This window comes from Roseovarius sp. CAU 1744 (assembly GCF_039839345.1).
Taxonomy (GTDB): domain Bacteria; phylum Pseudomonadota; class Alphaproteobacteria; order Rhodobacterales; family Rhodobacteraceae; genus Roseovarius.
In genome coordinates this window covers 272,352-288,704 of sequence record NZ_JBDOQV010000003.1, presented here as the reverse complement: position 1 = coordinate 288,704, position 16,353 = coordinate 272,352, and the positions used below count along the sequence as shown (strand labels likewise).

The window sequence follows — 16,353 nt, the reverse complement described above, 5'->3', positions numbered from 1 at the left end:
CACCGGGCCCAGCTCTGCCCGCGCGCGTCTCAGCTTGGACCAGAGGCGCTGGATCGAATCCGCAGACACCTTTTTCATCGGTTCCGGTCATCTGTCAGGGCAGGGTCGCAAGAACGACGGGTTCGATGCCTCGCATCGAGGAGGGCGCGCCGGCTTCGTGCAGGTCGACAGCCTGGGCAGATTGCGCTTTCCGGATTACGCGGGAAACAACTTTTTCAACACCATTGGCAACTTGTTGCGCGATTCCCGTGTCGCGCTCCTGTTTGTCGATTTCCCCAACGGTAACTTGCTGCACCTGACAGGCCGTGCCGAGATCATCTGGAACGGGGATCAAAGCCCGGACCCCGGCGCCCGGCGTGAGGTCCTTGTCACGGTAGATCAAGTGATCGAACGCTCCGCGGTCCTGGCGTCGCGGTGGCGGGTGCCACCAAGCACAGGAACCCAGCTGGAAATCCGGGACAAACTGCGCGAAAGCGATGACGTTACCTCGTTTTATCTGGCACCTCCGGGAGGCGAGGACCTTGTACCCGGCAAACCCGGTCAGCACTTGGCCGTCGCGCTGGACATCCCCGAGCTACCCGGGCGCGTCAGACGCACCTATTCGTTATCCGGGCCTGCGAACGGGCAGGTCTATCGGATCAGTGTCAAGCGGGAGCCCGACGGCATCGCATCGCGTTTCCTGCACGACAAGATGAAGCCCGGTGATCTGATCGAAACCCGGCCACCGGCCGGCGCATTCATCCTGCCGGAAGGGCCGGCGCCGCTGCTGCTGATCAGCGCCGGCGTGGGCGTCACACCCATGTTGGCCATGCTCCACGCCGCTATCAAGGATACACCCCACCGACAGGTATGGTTTCTGCACGGAACCCGGAACGGCGATACGCATGCCTTTCGACAAGAAGTCGCAAGCCTGGCTGCCCGTTCCGACCAGGTGCAGAATCGTGTGTATTACTCAGCGCCGCTGCCCGAGGACCTGCAGCGCCGCTGGCACGACACGCACGGGCGCATTACTACGGACGACGTGATCGCTTTGGCGGCAGGACCGGAGGCGGATTACATGATATGTGGGCCGACGGGGTTTACCACTCATTTGATCCGCGGACTGGAACGGTCAGGCATCGCTTTGAATCGTATTCACCATGAAACCTTCGGGCCGGCCGGCTGAATGCACAATCGCATCGCCGTGCTTTCGCACAGCTCATCGGGAGTTCAACGAGCTTTGGAACAGAAGCCCGAAAGGGGTGAAATCCAACCAGACGGTTCACTGTTAGATGGGACGGTGCCCAACCAAATTCCAACAATGTCTGCCATCCAGCACTCGGTTGACGTTTCAAGGCGTTTGAATTCAAAGATCAGGTGAGACATTCAGCAACCCGTGCGCCGGGCATGTTGAACAATTACCGGTGTTTACTGAGATGGTTTTGATCCTTCCGGGTTCCGGAAATCCCGGTCGCCGGTATCCAGCGCTGTTGCGCCATATGCGCATCTAGATTTCCGCGGCAGCGATTTCAGCCTCCAGCTGTTTTTCCGCCGTTGCCCGGCTGCGCGACAGGCCGGCCACAAGCGCATAGGCAACCGGGGTCAGGAACAGTGTGAAGATGGCGGCCAGGCCCAGCCCGCCGAACACGACCCATCCGATCGACGCCCGCGCCTCGGCACCCGGCCCGCTGCCGAGGATCAGCGGCAGCCCGGCCAGAACCGTCGAGGCGAGCGTCATCGCGATCGGCCGTAACCGTGTCCGAGCCGCTTCGAATGCCGCGTCGGCAACATCCGCCCCGCGATCGCGAAGCTGATCCGCGAATTCAACCAGCAGAATACCGTTCTTCGCCATGATGCCGATCAGCATGAGGACACCGATCTGGCTGTAAATGTTGATCGTGGTGCCGGTCAGCCAGAGGGCATAGATCGCGGCGCAGACACCGAAGGGTACGGTCACCATCACCACCGCGGCGCTCGTCACGCTTTCGAACTGCGCGACCAGGACAAGAAAGACAACGACCAACGCGATGACATAGGTGACTGCAAGCGCGTTGGAGGTTTCGTCGAGCGCCGCCGCTTCGCCCAAGAGCAGAAGCCCGATCCCCTCGGGCAGCGTCTCCTCGGCAAGCGCCCGGATACGGTCCACCGCCCCTCTCAACGTCAGTTCTGCCGCGACCGAGGCGTCGATCTCGACGGCGCGGCGCTGGCCGTGACGGTCAAGCTCGGCGGCGACACCTTCTTCGGAAAAACTGACAAGTTGAACCAGCGGCACCAGGTTGCCGGTTTCCGCGCGGACATAGAGATTGAGCAGGTCCGAAGGGTCACGCACGGCGCCCGCCGCCGATTGCAGGATGATCGGCACGGCCTGGTCACCGATGGTGATTTCGCCGATCTCGTCCTCGTCAATCAGCGCGCGGAGGGTCGACGAAAGCTCGGACATCGGCACGTTGAGATCGGCCGCGCGCGAACGGTCGATCGTGATGGACAGCTGCGGTTGTGTGGCCTGGTATTGGACGCGGATGCCTGAAAGCCCGGGCAGCTCTTCCATCCTGCGGGCAAATTCATCGGCGGCTTCCGCGATGGAAGGGTAGGTCGCGCCGGTCAGAGCGATCGTGATGCCGCCATCGGAACCACGGCGCAGATTGAGGCTGTTATCCGACTGCACGCGCGCCTGGGCACCGGCAAGCAGCGCAAGCTTTGGCCGAAGGTCGGCCTCGATCACTGCTTGCCCGACATCGCGGTCGTCCCAGGGGATCAGCCGCGCGCCCACCTGGCCGCGATTGAGATCGTAGCGCCCGGTAATCGAATAAAGTCCTTCGGCAATCCCGCGCTCGACCCAGGGCCGGAACATCGCCTCGACGGTTTCGACCTGCCGATCGGTGAAATCAAGCCCGGTTCCGTCCGGCCCCTGCATGCGGACCGTGACCATGCCCCGATCTTCGGCGGGCACCAGCTCCTCGCCCAGCCGGTCATAGACCAGCAAGGATGATCCGGCGACGATGCTTACGCAAGTCAGCGTGATCAGCGGTGCTGCCAGAAGCGGGCGAAGCAGTGTCTCATAAAGCCGCAGGAACCTGCCGCCCAGCCATCCTGTCACGCCGCCGGTCGCCCCCAGCGACCCAAGCTGCGAGGCGATCATCGGGCAGACGGAAAGCGCAACGAATGACGAAAGTGCGACGGTGATGGCAAGGACGAAGCCGAATTCACCGAAAAGGCGGCCGGCATCAGAGGGCAGGAATGAGAGCGGTACAAAAACCGCGATCAGCGTGATCGTGGTGGCGATCACGGCGAAGAAAACCTGGCGCGCGCCGATCACCGCCGCCGCCTTCGGCCCCATCCCGTCCGCCCGCCGGCGCTGGATGTTTTCCGTCACCACGATGGCATCGTCGACGACCAGGCCGGTCGCCAGGACCAGTGCCAGAAGCGTGATCAGGTTGATCGAGAAACCCAGCAACCAGATCGCCGCGACCGAGCCGACAAGCGCCACCGGGATCGTTACCGCTGGGATCATGGTTGCGCCAAGCCTGCCAAGGAACAGCCAGATCACTCCGACGACGATCGTCAACGCCAGGCCCAGGGTAATGAGCACTTCGCGGATTGCCCCGCGAATGAACACGGCATCATCCGACGTGACTTCGAATCGCAGATCGGGAAACCGTTGTTCCAGCCGCTGGATCGCCGCCTGCACCTGATCAGAGATACGCACGGTATTCGACTGGGCCTGCCGGACGATTCCCAGGTTCAGCACCAGCCTTTCGTTCAGCCGCGCGAAGCTTTCGGGGGTGGCCAGGCCGAAATAGACATCGGCCAGGTCACCAAGACGCACAGGGTCGCGAATGATGAGTTCCTGAATGCGCGCGGGTTCGGCGACGGTGGCGTCAGCCCGGACGAGCACTTCGAGCTGGCCGGCTTCGAAACTGCCGACCGGAACGTCGAATTGGGCGTCGGACAACACGCGCACGACCTCGCCGATCGACAGGCCGAAGGCGGCAAGGCGTTCGGGTTTGACCTCGACACGGATGACCCGGTCACGGTCGCCGAACGCGGCGATTTCGGCGACACCGTCAACCGCGGTCAGCTCTGGTGCAATCTCGTCGTTTACGCGGCGGGTGAGCACGTCGATCGGATCGGATTCGCTCCAGACAGCGACCTGCATGATCGGGCGCGCGTCCTGTTCGGCCTTGACGACAAAGAGATCCTCCACCCCTGCGGGCAGGCGCGGGACGACACGGCTGACCGCCTCACGTACGTCGTTGGCGGCTTCGGCCAGATCGCGGTCGGGGCGGAACTCCACATGCAGGCGGAAATTCCCCTCTTCGGAGGACGAGCGCACCGCCTGCACGCCGGCAACCCGGGCGACGGCGCTTTCGACGAGAGACGTGACCTCGGCATCGACGGTCGTCGGGGACGCGCCCGGATAGATGGCACGCACCGACACGACCGGCCGGTCAATGTCCGGCAGTTCGCGAACCTCGACGCCGAACAATGCGGCTATCCCGGCAATCACGATCAGAAGGTTCATGACGGTTGCCAATAGCGGCCGGCGCACAGACAGGCCCGCAAGCCCCCCGGTGTCGGTCTTGTTCATGCCGGACCCGCGCCGGTATCGTTGAGGATCCGTACGGCTTTGCCGGGTGCCATGCGTTGTGTGCCCTCCACGACCACCAGATCGCCCTCCGCAAGAGGTCCGTCAATCAGGATCGCGCCGTCGCTCCGGCGGATCATGCGGACCTCGACCCGTTCGGCCATCCCCTCCTCGGTCACCCGCCAGACATGGAGAGTGCCGCGCGAGAACAAGACCGCCAGTTCAGGGACGACGGGGTAGACGTCGCCCGGCAATTCCAGCCGAACCGTGAAAGAGGCACCCGGTTTCAGCACGTCCTCGGGATTCGGTAATGTGACACGGACCCTGACCGTGCGGCTCTGCGCCGCGATACGGCTGTCGACCGCGGTGACCGTGCCTTCGAATTCCCGGCCCGGCGCGGCCGGGGTCGTCGCGGTGACCACCGTCGTCGGCCTTATGCGCGAAATCAATGCCTCGGGCAGGTCGAACTCGACCAAGAGGACGCTGCGGTCGTCAAAGCTGGCGATGTCGGTATCGCTGTCGATCCAGGCGCCGGCTTCGACCTCGGACAGGCCCGCAACACCGTCAAAGGGTGCCCGTAACACGCGGTCTTCCAACGCGTCACGGGCGCTTTCCAGTTCCAGCCTGGCAATTTCGGCGGCTGTCACCACCTCGTCCAGACGCGCAACAGCGGCCGCGCCGCTTCCCTGAAGCCGGGACACGCGATCCCGGATGCGGATCGCCTCGGCGAGGCGGGTTTCCGCAAGCTCGACGGCCAATTGCTGCGCAGATCTGTCAAGACGCAGCAACACATCGTCCCGCGCGTATCGCTGGTCGGCAACCAGAGACATCTCGGCGATCTTGCCCGCGGTCTCGGTGCGCAACATGACCGAGCGCACGGCCCGACCGGTTCCGACGGCTTCAAGCACCACATCGTCTCGCGCGGTCGAAACCCGCGCGACGATCACCGGCACCCCCTGGTCGGAATTGCGGCTTGCCTTAACGGGCGCCGGGCCAAGGCCCAGGATGGCGGCAATCTGGGCGCGCTGATGCCACGCTCCGCCCGCGAGCGCGAGCAGCAGCACTGCGACGGCAAGTTGCTTCAGAAAGGATACCTGTGTGCTCATGCGAACAACTCTACTCCACCTGTTCCAAACTAGATCAGTTCAGATTTCTCCGCCAGTATAGTCGGCAGGACAGCGTTTCGCCTGGTTCTCAGTGCTTGGCTTTCCAGCGAAAATGCCGCGTTTCAATGCAAATATGTGTCTGAAATGAGCGAAGGCCACCTCATCGGGCCATCGCCCCGGCGCGTTGTTATCTGTTGCCGGACCGGTGGCGCACTTGCGAGCGAATGCGGGGGATGCCCAGACCGCAGCTTTTCGCCGGTGGCGGACATGCGCACGGGGCGCGGCATGAATCGGTGATATTTTACAAACGTTGCACCATATCAAAAAGTATTTTACATTTGTAAGATGATTGGGAGAATCGGATGCGTCTACGTGACATCGTTGCGCCGAAGCTGGCCTCGTTGAGCCCGAAACTGCAGCAAGCGGCGCTGTATGTTGTCGAGCATCCGGAGGAGGTCGCGACGCGGTCACTTCGTCAGGTTGCACGGGCCACCGATATGTCGGCGCCCACCTTCTCGCGTCTGGCGGAAGAACTGAGTTTTGCCAGTTACGAAGAGCTGCGCGAGGCTTGCCTGTCGCAATTGAGGCAGCAAGAGCAGAGCTTTGCCGCCAAGGCCAGGGCATTGCAGGACCAGGCGGCGCGCCAGGACGAGGGAGGCGCCTTTATCGTGCATCAGGCGCAATCCACCATCTCGAACATCAACCGCCTCATGAACTCGGTCGATCCCGAGCAGATCGAAACCGCTGCCAACAGGCTTGCTTGCGCCCGCAAGGTGATCCTGGTCGGAATGATGAGCTCTCGTCCTTTCGTGGATTACCTGGCCTACATGGCGTCGATGGGGTTTGATTCCTGGCGCGTGCTGGGCGGCGAGGCGGGGGCGGATGCGGCCCTGCTGAGCGATATCGGCGAAGACGACGTTGCGTTGGTGATCTCCAAGGCACCCTACGCGACCCAGGCCATTCGGGCGGCCAGCTATCTGAAGGGTGCGGGTGCTCATGTCATCGGCGTCACGGACAGGATAGATTCGCCACTGAGCGGCCATTGCAATACCGTGTTCCTGGTGTCGACCGACACGCCGCAATTCTTCACGTCGCACGCGGCCACGCTTGTGCTGCTGGAGACACTTATCGGGCTTGCGGTGAAGGCCAGTGGCCCGCAGGTCGGCCAGAGAATTGCCCGGATCGAGGCCAGTTGCCACGAAATGGGTGAGTATGTCTCGAATACAAATCGAGTTTCTTGAAACAAGGGAGATGAAAATGCTCAAGAGCCTATTTACCGGAGTCACGGTGCTGGCGTTGTCGGCTACCGGCGCAATCGCTGATGCGCTCGATGATATCGCCGCACGGGGCAAGATCGTTGTCGGGGTCAAGGCCGACTATGCGCCGTGGGGGATGCGCGATGCCGATGGCAACCTGATCGGGATGGAACATGACATGATCGACGATTTCGTCACGCGTGTCAGTGACGCCGTCGGCAAGCCGATCGAACTTGAGAAAGTTGTGGTGGTTGCATCGAACCGGATGCAGTTCCTGGAGCAAGGCAAGGTGGACATGTTCATCGCCACAATGTCCAACAAGCCGGAGCGCCGCGAAGTCGTCGGCATCGTCCAGCCGGATTACTATTCCTCCGGCGTTGCGGTTCTGGCCCACAAGGATTCCGGGATAGACGGCTGGGAAAGCCTGGAGGGCAAGAAAATCTGCGGTATCCAGGGCGCATGGTACAACAAGGATCACGGGTTGAAGAACGGCGCCGAGATCGTCGCCTTCAAAGGCGTGTCCGAGGTTGAGAAGGCATTGCTGGATGGCCGTTGCGACGGCTGGATCTATGACGACAGCGCATTCATTCCCCGCAAGGTCAACGAGCCCGAGAAATGGGCGGATTACAGCATCGCCACGCCGACCGTCGATGACGCTCCGTGGGGCGCGGCTGTTCCGCTGGACGAGGTGGACGGTCGTCTTGGCAAGCTCCTGTCGGAGGCCATTATCGATTGGCACAAATCGGGCACGCTGGTTGAGCTGGAGGCCAAGTTGGGCATTCCCCCGACCGCATGGCTGGCCAAGATGAGCGAGGCGTGCAAGGCGGGTGAAAAGATCTGTAACGACGCCTACGACGACGAATGATGCCATGACCCGTGGCCGCCGCAACATGGTGCGGCGGCTGCCCTCTCTAACCAACGCTGGGACAGAAAATTGGAATTCGTCTGGGATTGGTTCCTGTGGCTCAATCAGGAACATGGAATAAAACTGACGATCTTTTACGACGATTGGGATCGTGGCCGGTTCTTCAGGGGGGTATGGACGACGATCCACCTCTCATTCATCTGCATCGTCCTGAGCGTCATCATCGGGATCATCGGGGCGTGGCTGCAGATGTCGCACCTCGTCTGGATCCGGCGGATCGTGCAGGGCTACATTCAGTTCTTTCGCAACACACCGCCGCTGATCCAGCTGTATTTCTTCTATTTCGCCGTCGACGCAGCCTTGTCCAGCCTGGCGGGGATACGCGGCGGGGTGCTTGACAGCTATGGCTGGGCGGTGGTGTCGCTGTCCTTCTTTGCGGGTGCGTTCAACGTGGAAATTTTCCGCGCCGGCGTCGAGGCCGTTCCACGCTCGACGGCAGAAGCGGCCGAGGCGCTCGGCTATACCCGCAGACAGGTCTATCAGTATGTGACCCTGCCGCTGGCCTTCCGGGTCTGCCTGCCGGCCCTGAACAACAATCTTATCAATCTGCTGAAGACCACAACGGTGGCCTACGCGATTGCAGTCCCCGAAACGCTCTATGTCGCCAACCAGATCTGGTCGGACGAATATAACGTTCAGGAGATGATGAACGTGGTTTGGGTGCTCTACATCGCGCTGGTGGGTGTTCTGGTCTGGCTCATGCACCGGTGGGAACGTTCGATCAAGGTTCCGGGGTTCGGGCAATGAAGGGGCCGGGAATGAAATCTTCTTTCGAGCTCAGGAATACGACCGATCTTCCGGTCATGCTGCCCTTTACGCCCGCGGGCGGTGGCACCTGGAACACGGGTGACGTGGTGCGGTTTTCCTTCCGGCCACAATTTGCCTGGGCGCTCTTCGTCGTGCTCAGCTGCTGGCTGTTCGTCGATGCGGCCTATGCCCAGGTACAGGGTGATCCCGAGCAGACGATCCTGCAGACGTTGATCAAGTGGACGCCGTTGATGCTGTTCGGGGCGCCGGGTGAATTCGGCGGCTTCATACTCAATATCGCCGTCAGCTTCATTGCCATGGCATTGGGTACCTTCCTCGGCCTCTGGCTTGGCATCGGGCAGGTTTCGCCCAACAAGCTGATCCGCCGCACCTCATGGGCGATCACGCAGCTATTCCGCAATTCGCCCTGGCTGGTGCTTCTGTTCTATTTCATGCTGCTGTTGCCCTTCACGGTAGAGATCGCCGGGACGCAATATGACATTCCCGGCTGGACCAAGGCCACCTTTGCCCTGTCCCTGCCGATCATGGCCAATGTGTCGGAAATCGTTCGGGGCGCCATCGCATCGATTCCGACCGGCCAGTGGGAATCGGCAGAAAGCCTCGCGTTTACCCGCACCCAGACGATGTGGCAGATCATCCTGCCGCAATGCGTCAAGCGGATGATTCCGCCCTGGATGAACTGGTATTGCATCCTGACCATGTCGACGCCGCTGATCTCGATCCTTGGTGTCAGCGACGGCATGACCCTGACACAGGATGCGCTGGCCGCCGAAGGGCGCAGCGAATTCCTGATCCCGATGTATCTGTGGCTGATGTCCTGGTTCTTTATCTACAGCTATCCGATCGCCCAATGGACGCGGCGCCTGGAACGGCGTTTCGCAGTCAACAACTGAAAGTCGATGCCATGAATGTCTCAGCCTGGACCCCCGATCAGCCGATTGTATCGTTGAAAGACGTGCACAAATCCTTTGGCGATCTCGAGGTGATCAACGGTGTTTCCATTGATATCATGAAAGGTGAAGTGATCTGTATCATCGGCCCGTCCGGGTCAGGGAAATCAACACTGATCCGATGTATCAATGCCCTGAACGATATCCAGTCGGGGTCGATCACGGTCGAGGGCCAGGAAGTCAACTCGCCCGACCTCGACAAGCTTGCCCTGCGCAAGAAGGTCGGCATGGTTTTTCAGCAGTACAATCTTTTCCCGCACAAGACCGCGCTGGAAAACGTGATGATGGCGCCGATCAAGGTGTTGCGGCGCAATCAGGCAGATGCCGAAAAGACCGCGCGGGCGCTGATCAAGAAGGTCCGCCTGGAAGGCAAGGAAAACAGCTATCCCGGAGAGCTTTCGGGCGGGCAGCAGCAGCGCGTGGCCATCGCCCGTTCGCTGGCGATGAATCCCGATGTCATGCTGTTCGACGAGGTGACAGCGGCGCTTGACCCCGAAACGGTCAAGGAAGTTCTGGTCACGATCAAGGAGCTCGCGGCGGATGGGATGACCTGTATCCTCGTCACCCATGAAATGGGTTTTGCCCGCGAGGTTGCCGATCACATCTATTTCACCGACCGCGGTGTTATCGTCGAACACGGGCCACCCGACACGTTCTTTGACAAGGCATCTGATCCGCGCACGCGCGAGTTCCTCAGCCAGATCCTGTAGGACCGCCGGCAAACACAGTCTGGAGACACCGACAATGGCCAGGCAACCGAACGCCGCGCCGGATAGCGGCACCAGGCCCGCGCCGAACAGGCTTCGGGACAGGGATGACCGGGTGATCCAGTTCGTCTTTGTCCTGGAGCCCGGATTCACGATGCACGCGTTCTCTTCGGCCGTCGAGGTGCTGAGATTGGCAAGGAAGTTCGGCGGTGCGGGGGCACCGGCATATTCGGTCGCGTCCCTCGGGAATGAGCCGGTCCATGCGTCGAACGGGATTGCCGTCATGGTGGACCGCGACATCGACGATCTGCCGCGCCGGGCAATTCTGGTGATCGTGTCGGGTGCCGATATCCACGTTCGTGCAAACCCCAAGCTTGTAGCCAGGTTGCGCTGCTGGCACCGGCAGGGTCATCCGATCTGGGCGATTTCCTCGGGCGTGGTTCGCCTGGCGCAGTCCGGCCTTGCCGATGGCATCGCCGTATCAGCCCATTGGGAGGACATTCCCTATCTGAAAGAACATCACCCACGGGTCGGTGTATCCGCTTCGCTCTTCATCGGAAACAGCAGGCATCCGACCTGTTCGGGGGGCGGGGCGGCCGCTGATCTGATGATGGATTTCATTGCGAGAGAAATGACGGCTGAATTGGTCCGCGACATCGCCTCGCGCCTGGTGATCGACGGCGCCCGCGACGGGCGGCTCAGCCAATCGCTGCCGGTTCAGCTGCGATTTGAAACACAGAACCCAAAGGTTCTGGCTGCGCTCGAGGCGATGAACGGCAATATCAGGCTTGCGATCTCAACACGCCAGATCGCTGATCGGGTGGGCATCTCGCTTCGCCAGCTTGAACGCCTGTTCAACGCTGAATTCGGAAAACCCCCGGCCGAGGTCTACCGCGAATTGCGGTTCGGCGAAGCCCGGCAGAACGTCATCGCAGGCCGCCGGCCCCTGAATGAAATCGCCTGGGATTTCGGCTTTGAACCGGCACAGTTCGCGCGCGGCTACAGGCAGGTATATGGCGTCCTGCCTTCAGTTGACCGCAAGGCCCGGACCGCGCCGATGTCGCATTTTTCACGGCAAAACGGCGACCTCTCCACCTCATGCAGTTTGGCCAGACGCTAACTGTACCGGGTAGAGGAGACAATCGCATGGCAATTCACTCTCGCATCATCATCATCGGCGGCGGGATCGTCGGCGTTTCGACGTTGTATCACCTGGCGAAAGCGGGCGAGAAGGACGCGCTCTTGCTGGAGCGCCGCGAACTGACCGCCGGTGCGACATGGCACGCCGCCGGCAATGTCCACACCCAAAGCGCCTATGCCAATCTTTCGGCTCTTCAGGCCTATTCCCTGCGCCTCTATGACGGCCTGGCCGAAGAGGTGGGCCAGGAGGTCGGAAGCCATGTCGTGGGTGGCTTTTTCCTGGCGCAGACCAAAGAGCGGATGGAAGAATTCAAACATCTTGCCGGGAAATTCCGGGCGCTTGGTCTTGAATACGAACTGGTAACACCGGCCGAGATCAAGGCGAAATATCCGCTTCTCAATGTTGCGGATCTCGAAGGGGGGGCCTGGGATCCAGAAGAGGGCTATGTCGACCCCTATTCCGTGACCATGGGGCTGTGGGCTGGGGCGCGCAAATATGGCGGCAGGATCAGGCGGAACTGCCAGGTAGACAGCATTTCCCGTCTGCCTTCGGGAAATTGGCGCCTGACGGCAGGCGACGAGGTTTTCGAATGCGAGATCATCGTCAACTGCGCCGGTTTCTGGGCCAATGAAGTGGCCGAGATGGTCGGTACCCGGCTGCCGATCACCAATATGGAGCACCAGTACCTGGTGACCGACACCATGGCCGAGGTCGCGGCGCTGGACTACGAACTGCCGATGATCCGCGACTGCGACAGCCAGTATTACCTGCGGCAGGAAGGTGCAGGGTTGTTGCTGGGACCGTGGGAGCAGGAATGCCGACAAGCGTGGTCGCAGCATGACGGGCGCGCGCCGTGGTCGTTCGGCCAGGAACTGTTCGAGGATGACTGGGACCGGCTCGGCGATGGGCTGGGTGCGATCTTCCACCGTGTACCGGCGCTGGAAAACACGGGGATCAAGCGCGGCGTCAACGGGGCGATCAGCTTTGCCCCGGATGGCCGCCCGATGATTGGTCCGATGCCGGGCGTGCCGGGGTTCTACGTGGCCTGCGGTTTCCTCGGCGGTATCGCGCAGGGCGGCGGGATCGGCCTGGCCATGAGTCAGTGGATCCTCGAAGGCGAAAGCGAACTTGATCTGCACTTCATCGACGTGGCCAGGTTTGGCGACTGGACGACCCGGGAATTCGCACGCGAGCGTACCCACGAGATCCTGCCGATCCGCTACGAACTGATCTATCCCGGGATCGAGCGCAAGACGGGCCGGCCGCTGAAGACCACGCCGATCTACGGCGATCTGCTGGCGCGGGGTGCGGTCATGGGTCAGGCCTACGGGTGGGAACGCCCGCTCTGGTATGCGCCCGCCGGGGTCGAGCCCGTGGATCAACCGAGTTTCAAACGCCCCAACTGGTGGGAACATGTGGGTAACGAAGCAAAGGCGATGGCCAGCGGATGCGGATTGTCCGAAATGTCGTCCTACGGCAAGTTCCGAATTTCCGGTCCCGACGCGCAAGCCTTTCTCGATCATATCGGTTCGGCCCGGGTGCCGACCAAGCGCGGTCGTGCGGCCCTTTCCCTGATGCTCAACGACCGCGGCGGGATCGTTGGCGATATTACCATCGAGAACTCCGGCGACGGATCGTTCTACTGCGTCGGCGCGACCCTTGGCGTGGCGCTTTACCAGCGCTGGATGGAAGACCACCAGGGCGGGTTCGACATTCGGATCGAGAACCTCACGGATCAGATCGCCGCCCTCGGGATTGCGGGGCCCAGATCGCGCAAGCTGCTGAATCGCCTATCGGGTGGGGCGTTCGATGACTTCCCCTTCATGACGTCGAAACTCGTGGAAATCGGGCGGGTGCGTTGCCGGGCGATCCGGATTTCCTTTTCGGGTGAGCTTGGCTGGGAACTGCACTGCCCGATGCCGAACCAGAAAGCGCTGTTCGATGCGTTGATGAAAGCGGGCGACGCCCATGACCTGGTGCTGATGGGCGCTCGGGCGATGGGTATGTTGCGCCTTGAAAAAGGGTATCGAAGCTGGGGCGCGGAAATGACCACCGAGATCACGCCCCATGCCGCATCGCTGGAACGGTTCTGTTCGCGGACCAAGGACTATATCGGGCGTTCGGTCGTGGACGAGCAACGAAAGACACCACCCGTCAAACGGTTCGTGACGCTTGAGCTGGACCAGGCCGCCCCACTATGCTGGGGCACCGAACCGATCCTGAAGAACGGTGAACTGATTGGCTACGTCACGTCCGGCGGCATGGGGTGGCGCTGTGGCAAATTGCTTGCGGTCGGCTGGGTCGATGCCAGCGACGTGGCGCCGGGAAGCACGCTCGAGGTTCAGATCCTGCTTAACACGTTTGCCGCCACCGTGGTCGCCGACCCGGTTTATGATCCTGAAAACAAAAAACTTCTGGGGTAATCTGCATGTCCAACCTTCCCTCGCAAGCGTCAGTTGTCGTGATCGGCGGCGGTATCATGGGATGTTCCACGCTTTATCACCTGTCGAAGATGGGCGTGACGGACGCCATTTTGCTGGAACGCAACAAGCTTACAAGCGGCACCACGTGGCATTCAGCGGCACAGGTTCGCGCACTCAGGCATTCGCGGAACCTCACGCGGATGATTCAGTATTCGGTGGATCTCTATTCGCAGCTCGAAGAAGAGACCGGTCAATCGGTGGGCTGGATCCAGAAAGGATCGCTGTCCATCGCCACCAACCCCGATCGCCTGACTCATGTAAAGCGCCAGGAGGCATTGGCACATGCCTACGGGATAGATGCGATGTCGATCAGCGCCGACGAGGCGCGGGAGCGCTGGCCGCTGATGAATGCCGACGATGTCCTGGGGGCGGTCTGGTCGCCCGATGACGGGCGTGTTTCGCCCTCAGATGTTTGCGCGGCGCTGGTCAAGGCAGCGAGGGGGTTGGGGGCCCGGCTTTTTGAAGACACCGGTGTCACCGGTATCCTGACACGGAACGGTCATGTGAAGGGTGTCGAAACCACCCAAGGCACGGTCATGTGTGACGCGATTGCCCTTTGCACCGGGCTCTGGTCGCGTGAAGTCGGCGCGATGGCGGGCGCGGAAGTGCCGGCGCTGGCCTGCGAGCATTTCTACCTTCTGACCAAGCCCATTGACGGGATCAGGGGCAACACCCCCACCCTCAGCGACCATGACAACCACCTCTATATCCGCGACGACAGCGGCGGATTGCTGGTGGGCTGTTTCGAACCGATGGGAAAGCCGATCGAACCCGGTGTGTTGGACGAAGGTTTCGAGTTTGGCCTGCTGCCAGAGGACTGGGATCATTTCGAACCGATGATGACGAACGCGCTGCACCGCCTGCCCGCGCTGGAAACCGCCGAGGTCAAGATGCTGCTGAATGGCCCCGAGAGCTTTACCCCCGACGGTACGTTCATGCTGGGAGAGACCGCTGAAACCCGGGGTCTGTTTCTGGGCTGTGGCATGAACTCGGTCGGGATTGCGTCGGGCGGAGGTGCGGGCATGAACCTGGCCCATTGCATCATTCATGGCCGCACGGCCTATGATCTGTCCGAGGCGGACGCCAAGAGGTTTGCCCCCGTTTTCAACAACATGGAACATCTGATGGCGCGCGCCCCCGAAATTCTGGGCACCCATTACGACATCGCGTTTCCGGGAAAACAGCTCTCGACAGCCCGCGATCTGCGCGCCCTTCCGCTGGACGCCGAGTATCGGGCCGCCGGGGCGCATATGGGCCAGTTCTATGGCTGGGAACGGCCGCTCTATTTCGGCAAGACGAACGAGCCGCGCATGACCTTTGACAGGCCGGACTGGTTTGAGAACGTGAAGGCCGAGGTCACCGCGGCCCATGAAAAGGCCGCCATTTTCGATGCCTCGTCCTTCGGCAAGATCGAGGTCGAAGGCGCCGGTGCCGAAGCCTTCTTGTCACAGGTCTGCGCGGGCCACATGGGGCGCGCGCCGGGCTCGGTGATCTACACGGCAATGCTGAACGAACGCGGCACGTTTGAAAGCGATCTGACCGCGCAACGCCTGGCCGCGGATCACTATCGCCTGTTCGTCGGCACGGGCGCGATCAAGCGTGACATGGCATGGCTGCGCCGCCATTCCGAAGGCTTTGACGTTACCCTGACCGACAGTACCGGGAAATACGCCGTGCTGGGCCTGATGGGGCCAGATGCGGCGCGGATCGTGGCCGAATGCGGCGCGCCTGAATTGAACGACTTGGGGTATTTCAAGGTCGGCCCCGCGCATATCGCGGATAGACGTGTCCGGGCGGCGCGGATGTCCTATGTGGGCGAGGCGGGATGGGAAATCACCTGCCTGTCGGAAAACGCAAACGCCGTCTATGCCGCTTTCGTCGCGGCTGGCGCGCGTCCCGCGGGCCTTTTTGCGCAGACATCAATGCGGATTGAAAAGGGGTTCTGCGCCATGGGTCATGAGCTTGACGGCGATGTGACGCCGATCGCGGCAGGGCTTGATTTCGCCACCCGGAAATCGGGTGGTTTCATCGGTGCCGAGGCATTGGCCGAACGCCGCGCCGCCGGGGTCGGACCGGGTGTCGTCTCGCTGATCCTGGATGACGAAAACGCCGTGCCGCTGGGGCATGAGCCGATCTATCGCGACGGCCGGATCATTGGCCAGACAAGCTCGTGCGCGTTCGGCTACCGTATCGGGAAGCCCGTTGCCCTTGGCCATGTGAAATCGCCTGTCGCACATGGCACCCGCGTGCAGATCGACATCGCCCGCGATCTTTATGACGCCACCGTCACGATCGGCCCGCTTTTCGATCCCGATGGCGACAGGATGAAAGGCTAGCCCTCCGGTCCCCAACTGGCATGATGTGCGTGACTCAAGATGCCGCCGAGCGTGGCCGGCTTCGGCGCAGGATCGCGGGTAGGCTGCGGCGCAATTCTGCCGAAGGGTCCAATGCCC

General features: G+C 61.7%; 11 protein-coding genes. 9 read left to right on the top strand and 2 right to left on the bottom strand.

Annotated elements, in window-relative coordinates; translation table 11 throughout:
- Window positions 1-34: 34 nt before the first annotated feature.
- A complete protein-coding gene (locus tag AAFO92_RS07815) occupies window positions 35-1,165 on the top strand; it encodes a pyridoxamine 5'-phosphate oxidase family protein (protein WP_347534154.1) in 1,131 nt (376 codons plus the stop codon).
- A gap of 321 nt (window positions 1,166-1,486) precedes the next feature.
- Here AAFO92_RS07815 and AAFO92_RS07810 read toward each other — a convergent pair whose 3' ends face one another.
- Window positions 1,487-4,567 (bottom strand): efflux RND transporter permease subunit, encoded by a 3,081-nt coding sequence (locus tag AAFO92_RS07810; RefSeq protein WP_347534153.1) that lies wholly within the window; start codon window positions 4,565-4,567, stop codon window positions 1,487-1,489.
- A complete protein-coding gene (locus AAFO92_RS07805) occupies window positions 4,564-5,670 on the bottom strand; it encodes an efflux RND transporter periplasmic adaptor subunit (RefSeq protein ID WP_347534152.1) in 1,107 nt (368 codons plus the stop codon). The genes AAFO92_RS07810 and AAFO92_RS07805 overlap by 4 nt, the downstream gene beginning before the upstream one ends.
- A gap of 362 nt (window positions 5,671-6,032) precedes the next feature.
- Here AAFO92_RS07805 and AAFO92_RS07800 point away from each other — a divergent pair, with 362 nt between their 5' ends.
- From AAFO92_RS07800 to AAFO92_RS07765, 8 genes are all read left to right on the top strand, one after another.
- Complete coding sequence (locus AAFO92_RS07800) at window positions 6,033-6,911, top strand: MurR/RpiR family transcriptional regulator (protein ID WP_347534151.1); 879 nt, start codon at window positions 6,033-6,035, stop codon at window positions 6,909-6,911.
- 16 nt (window positions 6,912-6,927) lie between these two features.
- A complete protein-coding gene (locus AAFO92_RS07795; protein ID WP_347534150.1) occupies window positions 6,928-7,791 on the top strand; it encodes a transporter substrate-binding domain-containing protein in 864 nt (287 codons plus the stop codon).
- Between the two features lie 69 nt (window positions 7,792-7,860).
- Window positions 7,861-8,598, top strand: a complete 738-nt coding sequence (locus AAFO92_RS07790; RefSeq protein ID WP_347534149.1) for an amino acid ABC transporter permease — start codon at window positions 7,861-7,863, stop codon at window positions 8,596-8,598.
- 11 nt (window positions 8,599-8,609) lie between these two features.
- Window positions 8,610-9,512 (top strand): amino acid ABC transporter permease, encoded by a 903-nt coding sequence (locus AAFO92_RS07785; protein WP_347534148.1) that lies wholly within the window; start codon window positions 8,610-8,612, stop codon window positions 9,510-9,512.
- A gap of 11 nt (window positions 9,513-9,523) precedes the next feature.
- Entirely contained in the window at window positions 9,524-10,279 is a 756-nt protein-coding gene (locus tag AAFO92_RS07780) for an amino acid ABC transporter ATP-binding protein (RefSeq protein WP_347534147.1), read from the top strand.
- A 34-nt stretch (window positions 10,280-10,313) separates the two neighbouring features.
- The gene (locus AAFO92_RS07775) at window positions 10,314-11,396 is read left to right on the top strand and encodes a helix-turn-helix domain-containing protein (protein ID WP_347534146.1); all 1,083 of its coding nucleotides are present in this window, start codon (window positions 10,314-10,316) and stop codon (window positions 11,394-11,396) included.
- 26 nt (window positions 11,397-11,422) lie between these two features.
- Entirely contained in the window at window positions 11,423-13,840 is a 2,418-nt protein-coding gene (locus AAFO92_RS07770; RefSeq protein ID WP_347534145.1) for an FAD-dependent oxidoreductase, read from the top strand.
- Window positions 13,841-13,845: 5 nt separating this feature from the next.
- Window positions 13,846-16,236, top strand: a complete 2,391-nt coding sequence (locus tag AAFO92_RS07765; RefSeq protein ID WP_347534144.1) for an FAD-dependent oxidoreductase — start codon at window positions 13,846-13,848, stop codon at window positions 16,234-16,236.
- Window positions 16,237-16,353: the final 117 nt, after the last annotated feature.

Excerpts from the sequence above, each read along its gene's own strand:
- AAFO92_RS07810 (WP_347534153.1), bottom strand. The coding sequence starts at position 4,567 with ATGAACAAGACCGACACCGGGGGGCTTGCGGGCCTGTCTGTGCGCCGG.
- AAFO92_RS07805 (WP_347534152.1), bottom strand. The coding sequence starts at position 5,670 with ATGAGCACACAGGTATCCTTTCTGAAGCAACTTGCCGTCGCAGTGCTG.
- AAFO92_RS07800 (WP_347534151.1), top strand. The coding sequence starts at position 6,033 with ATGCGTCTACGTGACATCGTTGCGCCGAAGCTGGCCTCGTTGAGCCCG.
- AAFO92_RS07795 (WP_347534150.1), top strand. The coding sequence starts at position 6,928 with ATGCTCAAGAGCCTATTTACCGGAGTCACGGTGCTGGCGTTGTCGGCT.
- AAFO92_RS07785 (WP_347534148.1), top strand. The coding sequence starts at position 8,610 with ATGAAATCTTCTTTCGAGCTCAGGAATACGACCGATCTTCCGGTCATG.
- AAFO92_RS07780 (WP_347534147.1), top strand. The coding sequence starts at position 9,524 with ATGAATGTCTCAGCCTGGACCCCCGATCAGCCGATTGTATCGTTGAAA.
- AAFO92_RS07775 (WP_347534146.1), top strand. The coding sequence starts at position 10,314 with ATGGCCAGGCAACCGAACGCCGCGCCGGATAGCGGCACCAGGCCCGCG.
- AAFO92_RS07770 (WP_347534145.1), top strand. The coding sequence starts at position 11,423 with ATGGCAATTCACTCTCGCATCATCATCATCGGCGGCGGGATCGTCGGC.
- AAFO92_RS07765 (WP_347534144.1), top strand. The coding sequence starts at position 13,846 with ATGTCCAACCTTCCCTCGCAAGCGTCAGTTGTCGTGATCGGCGGCGGT.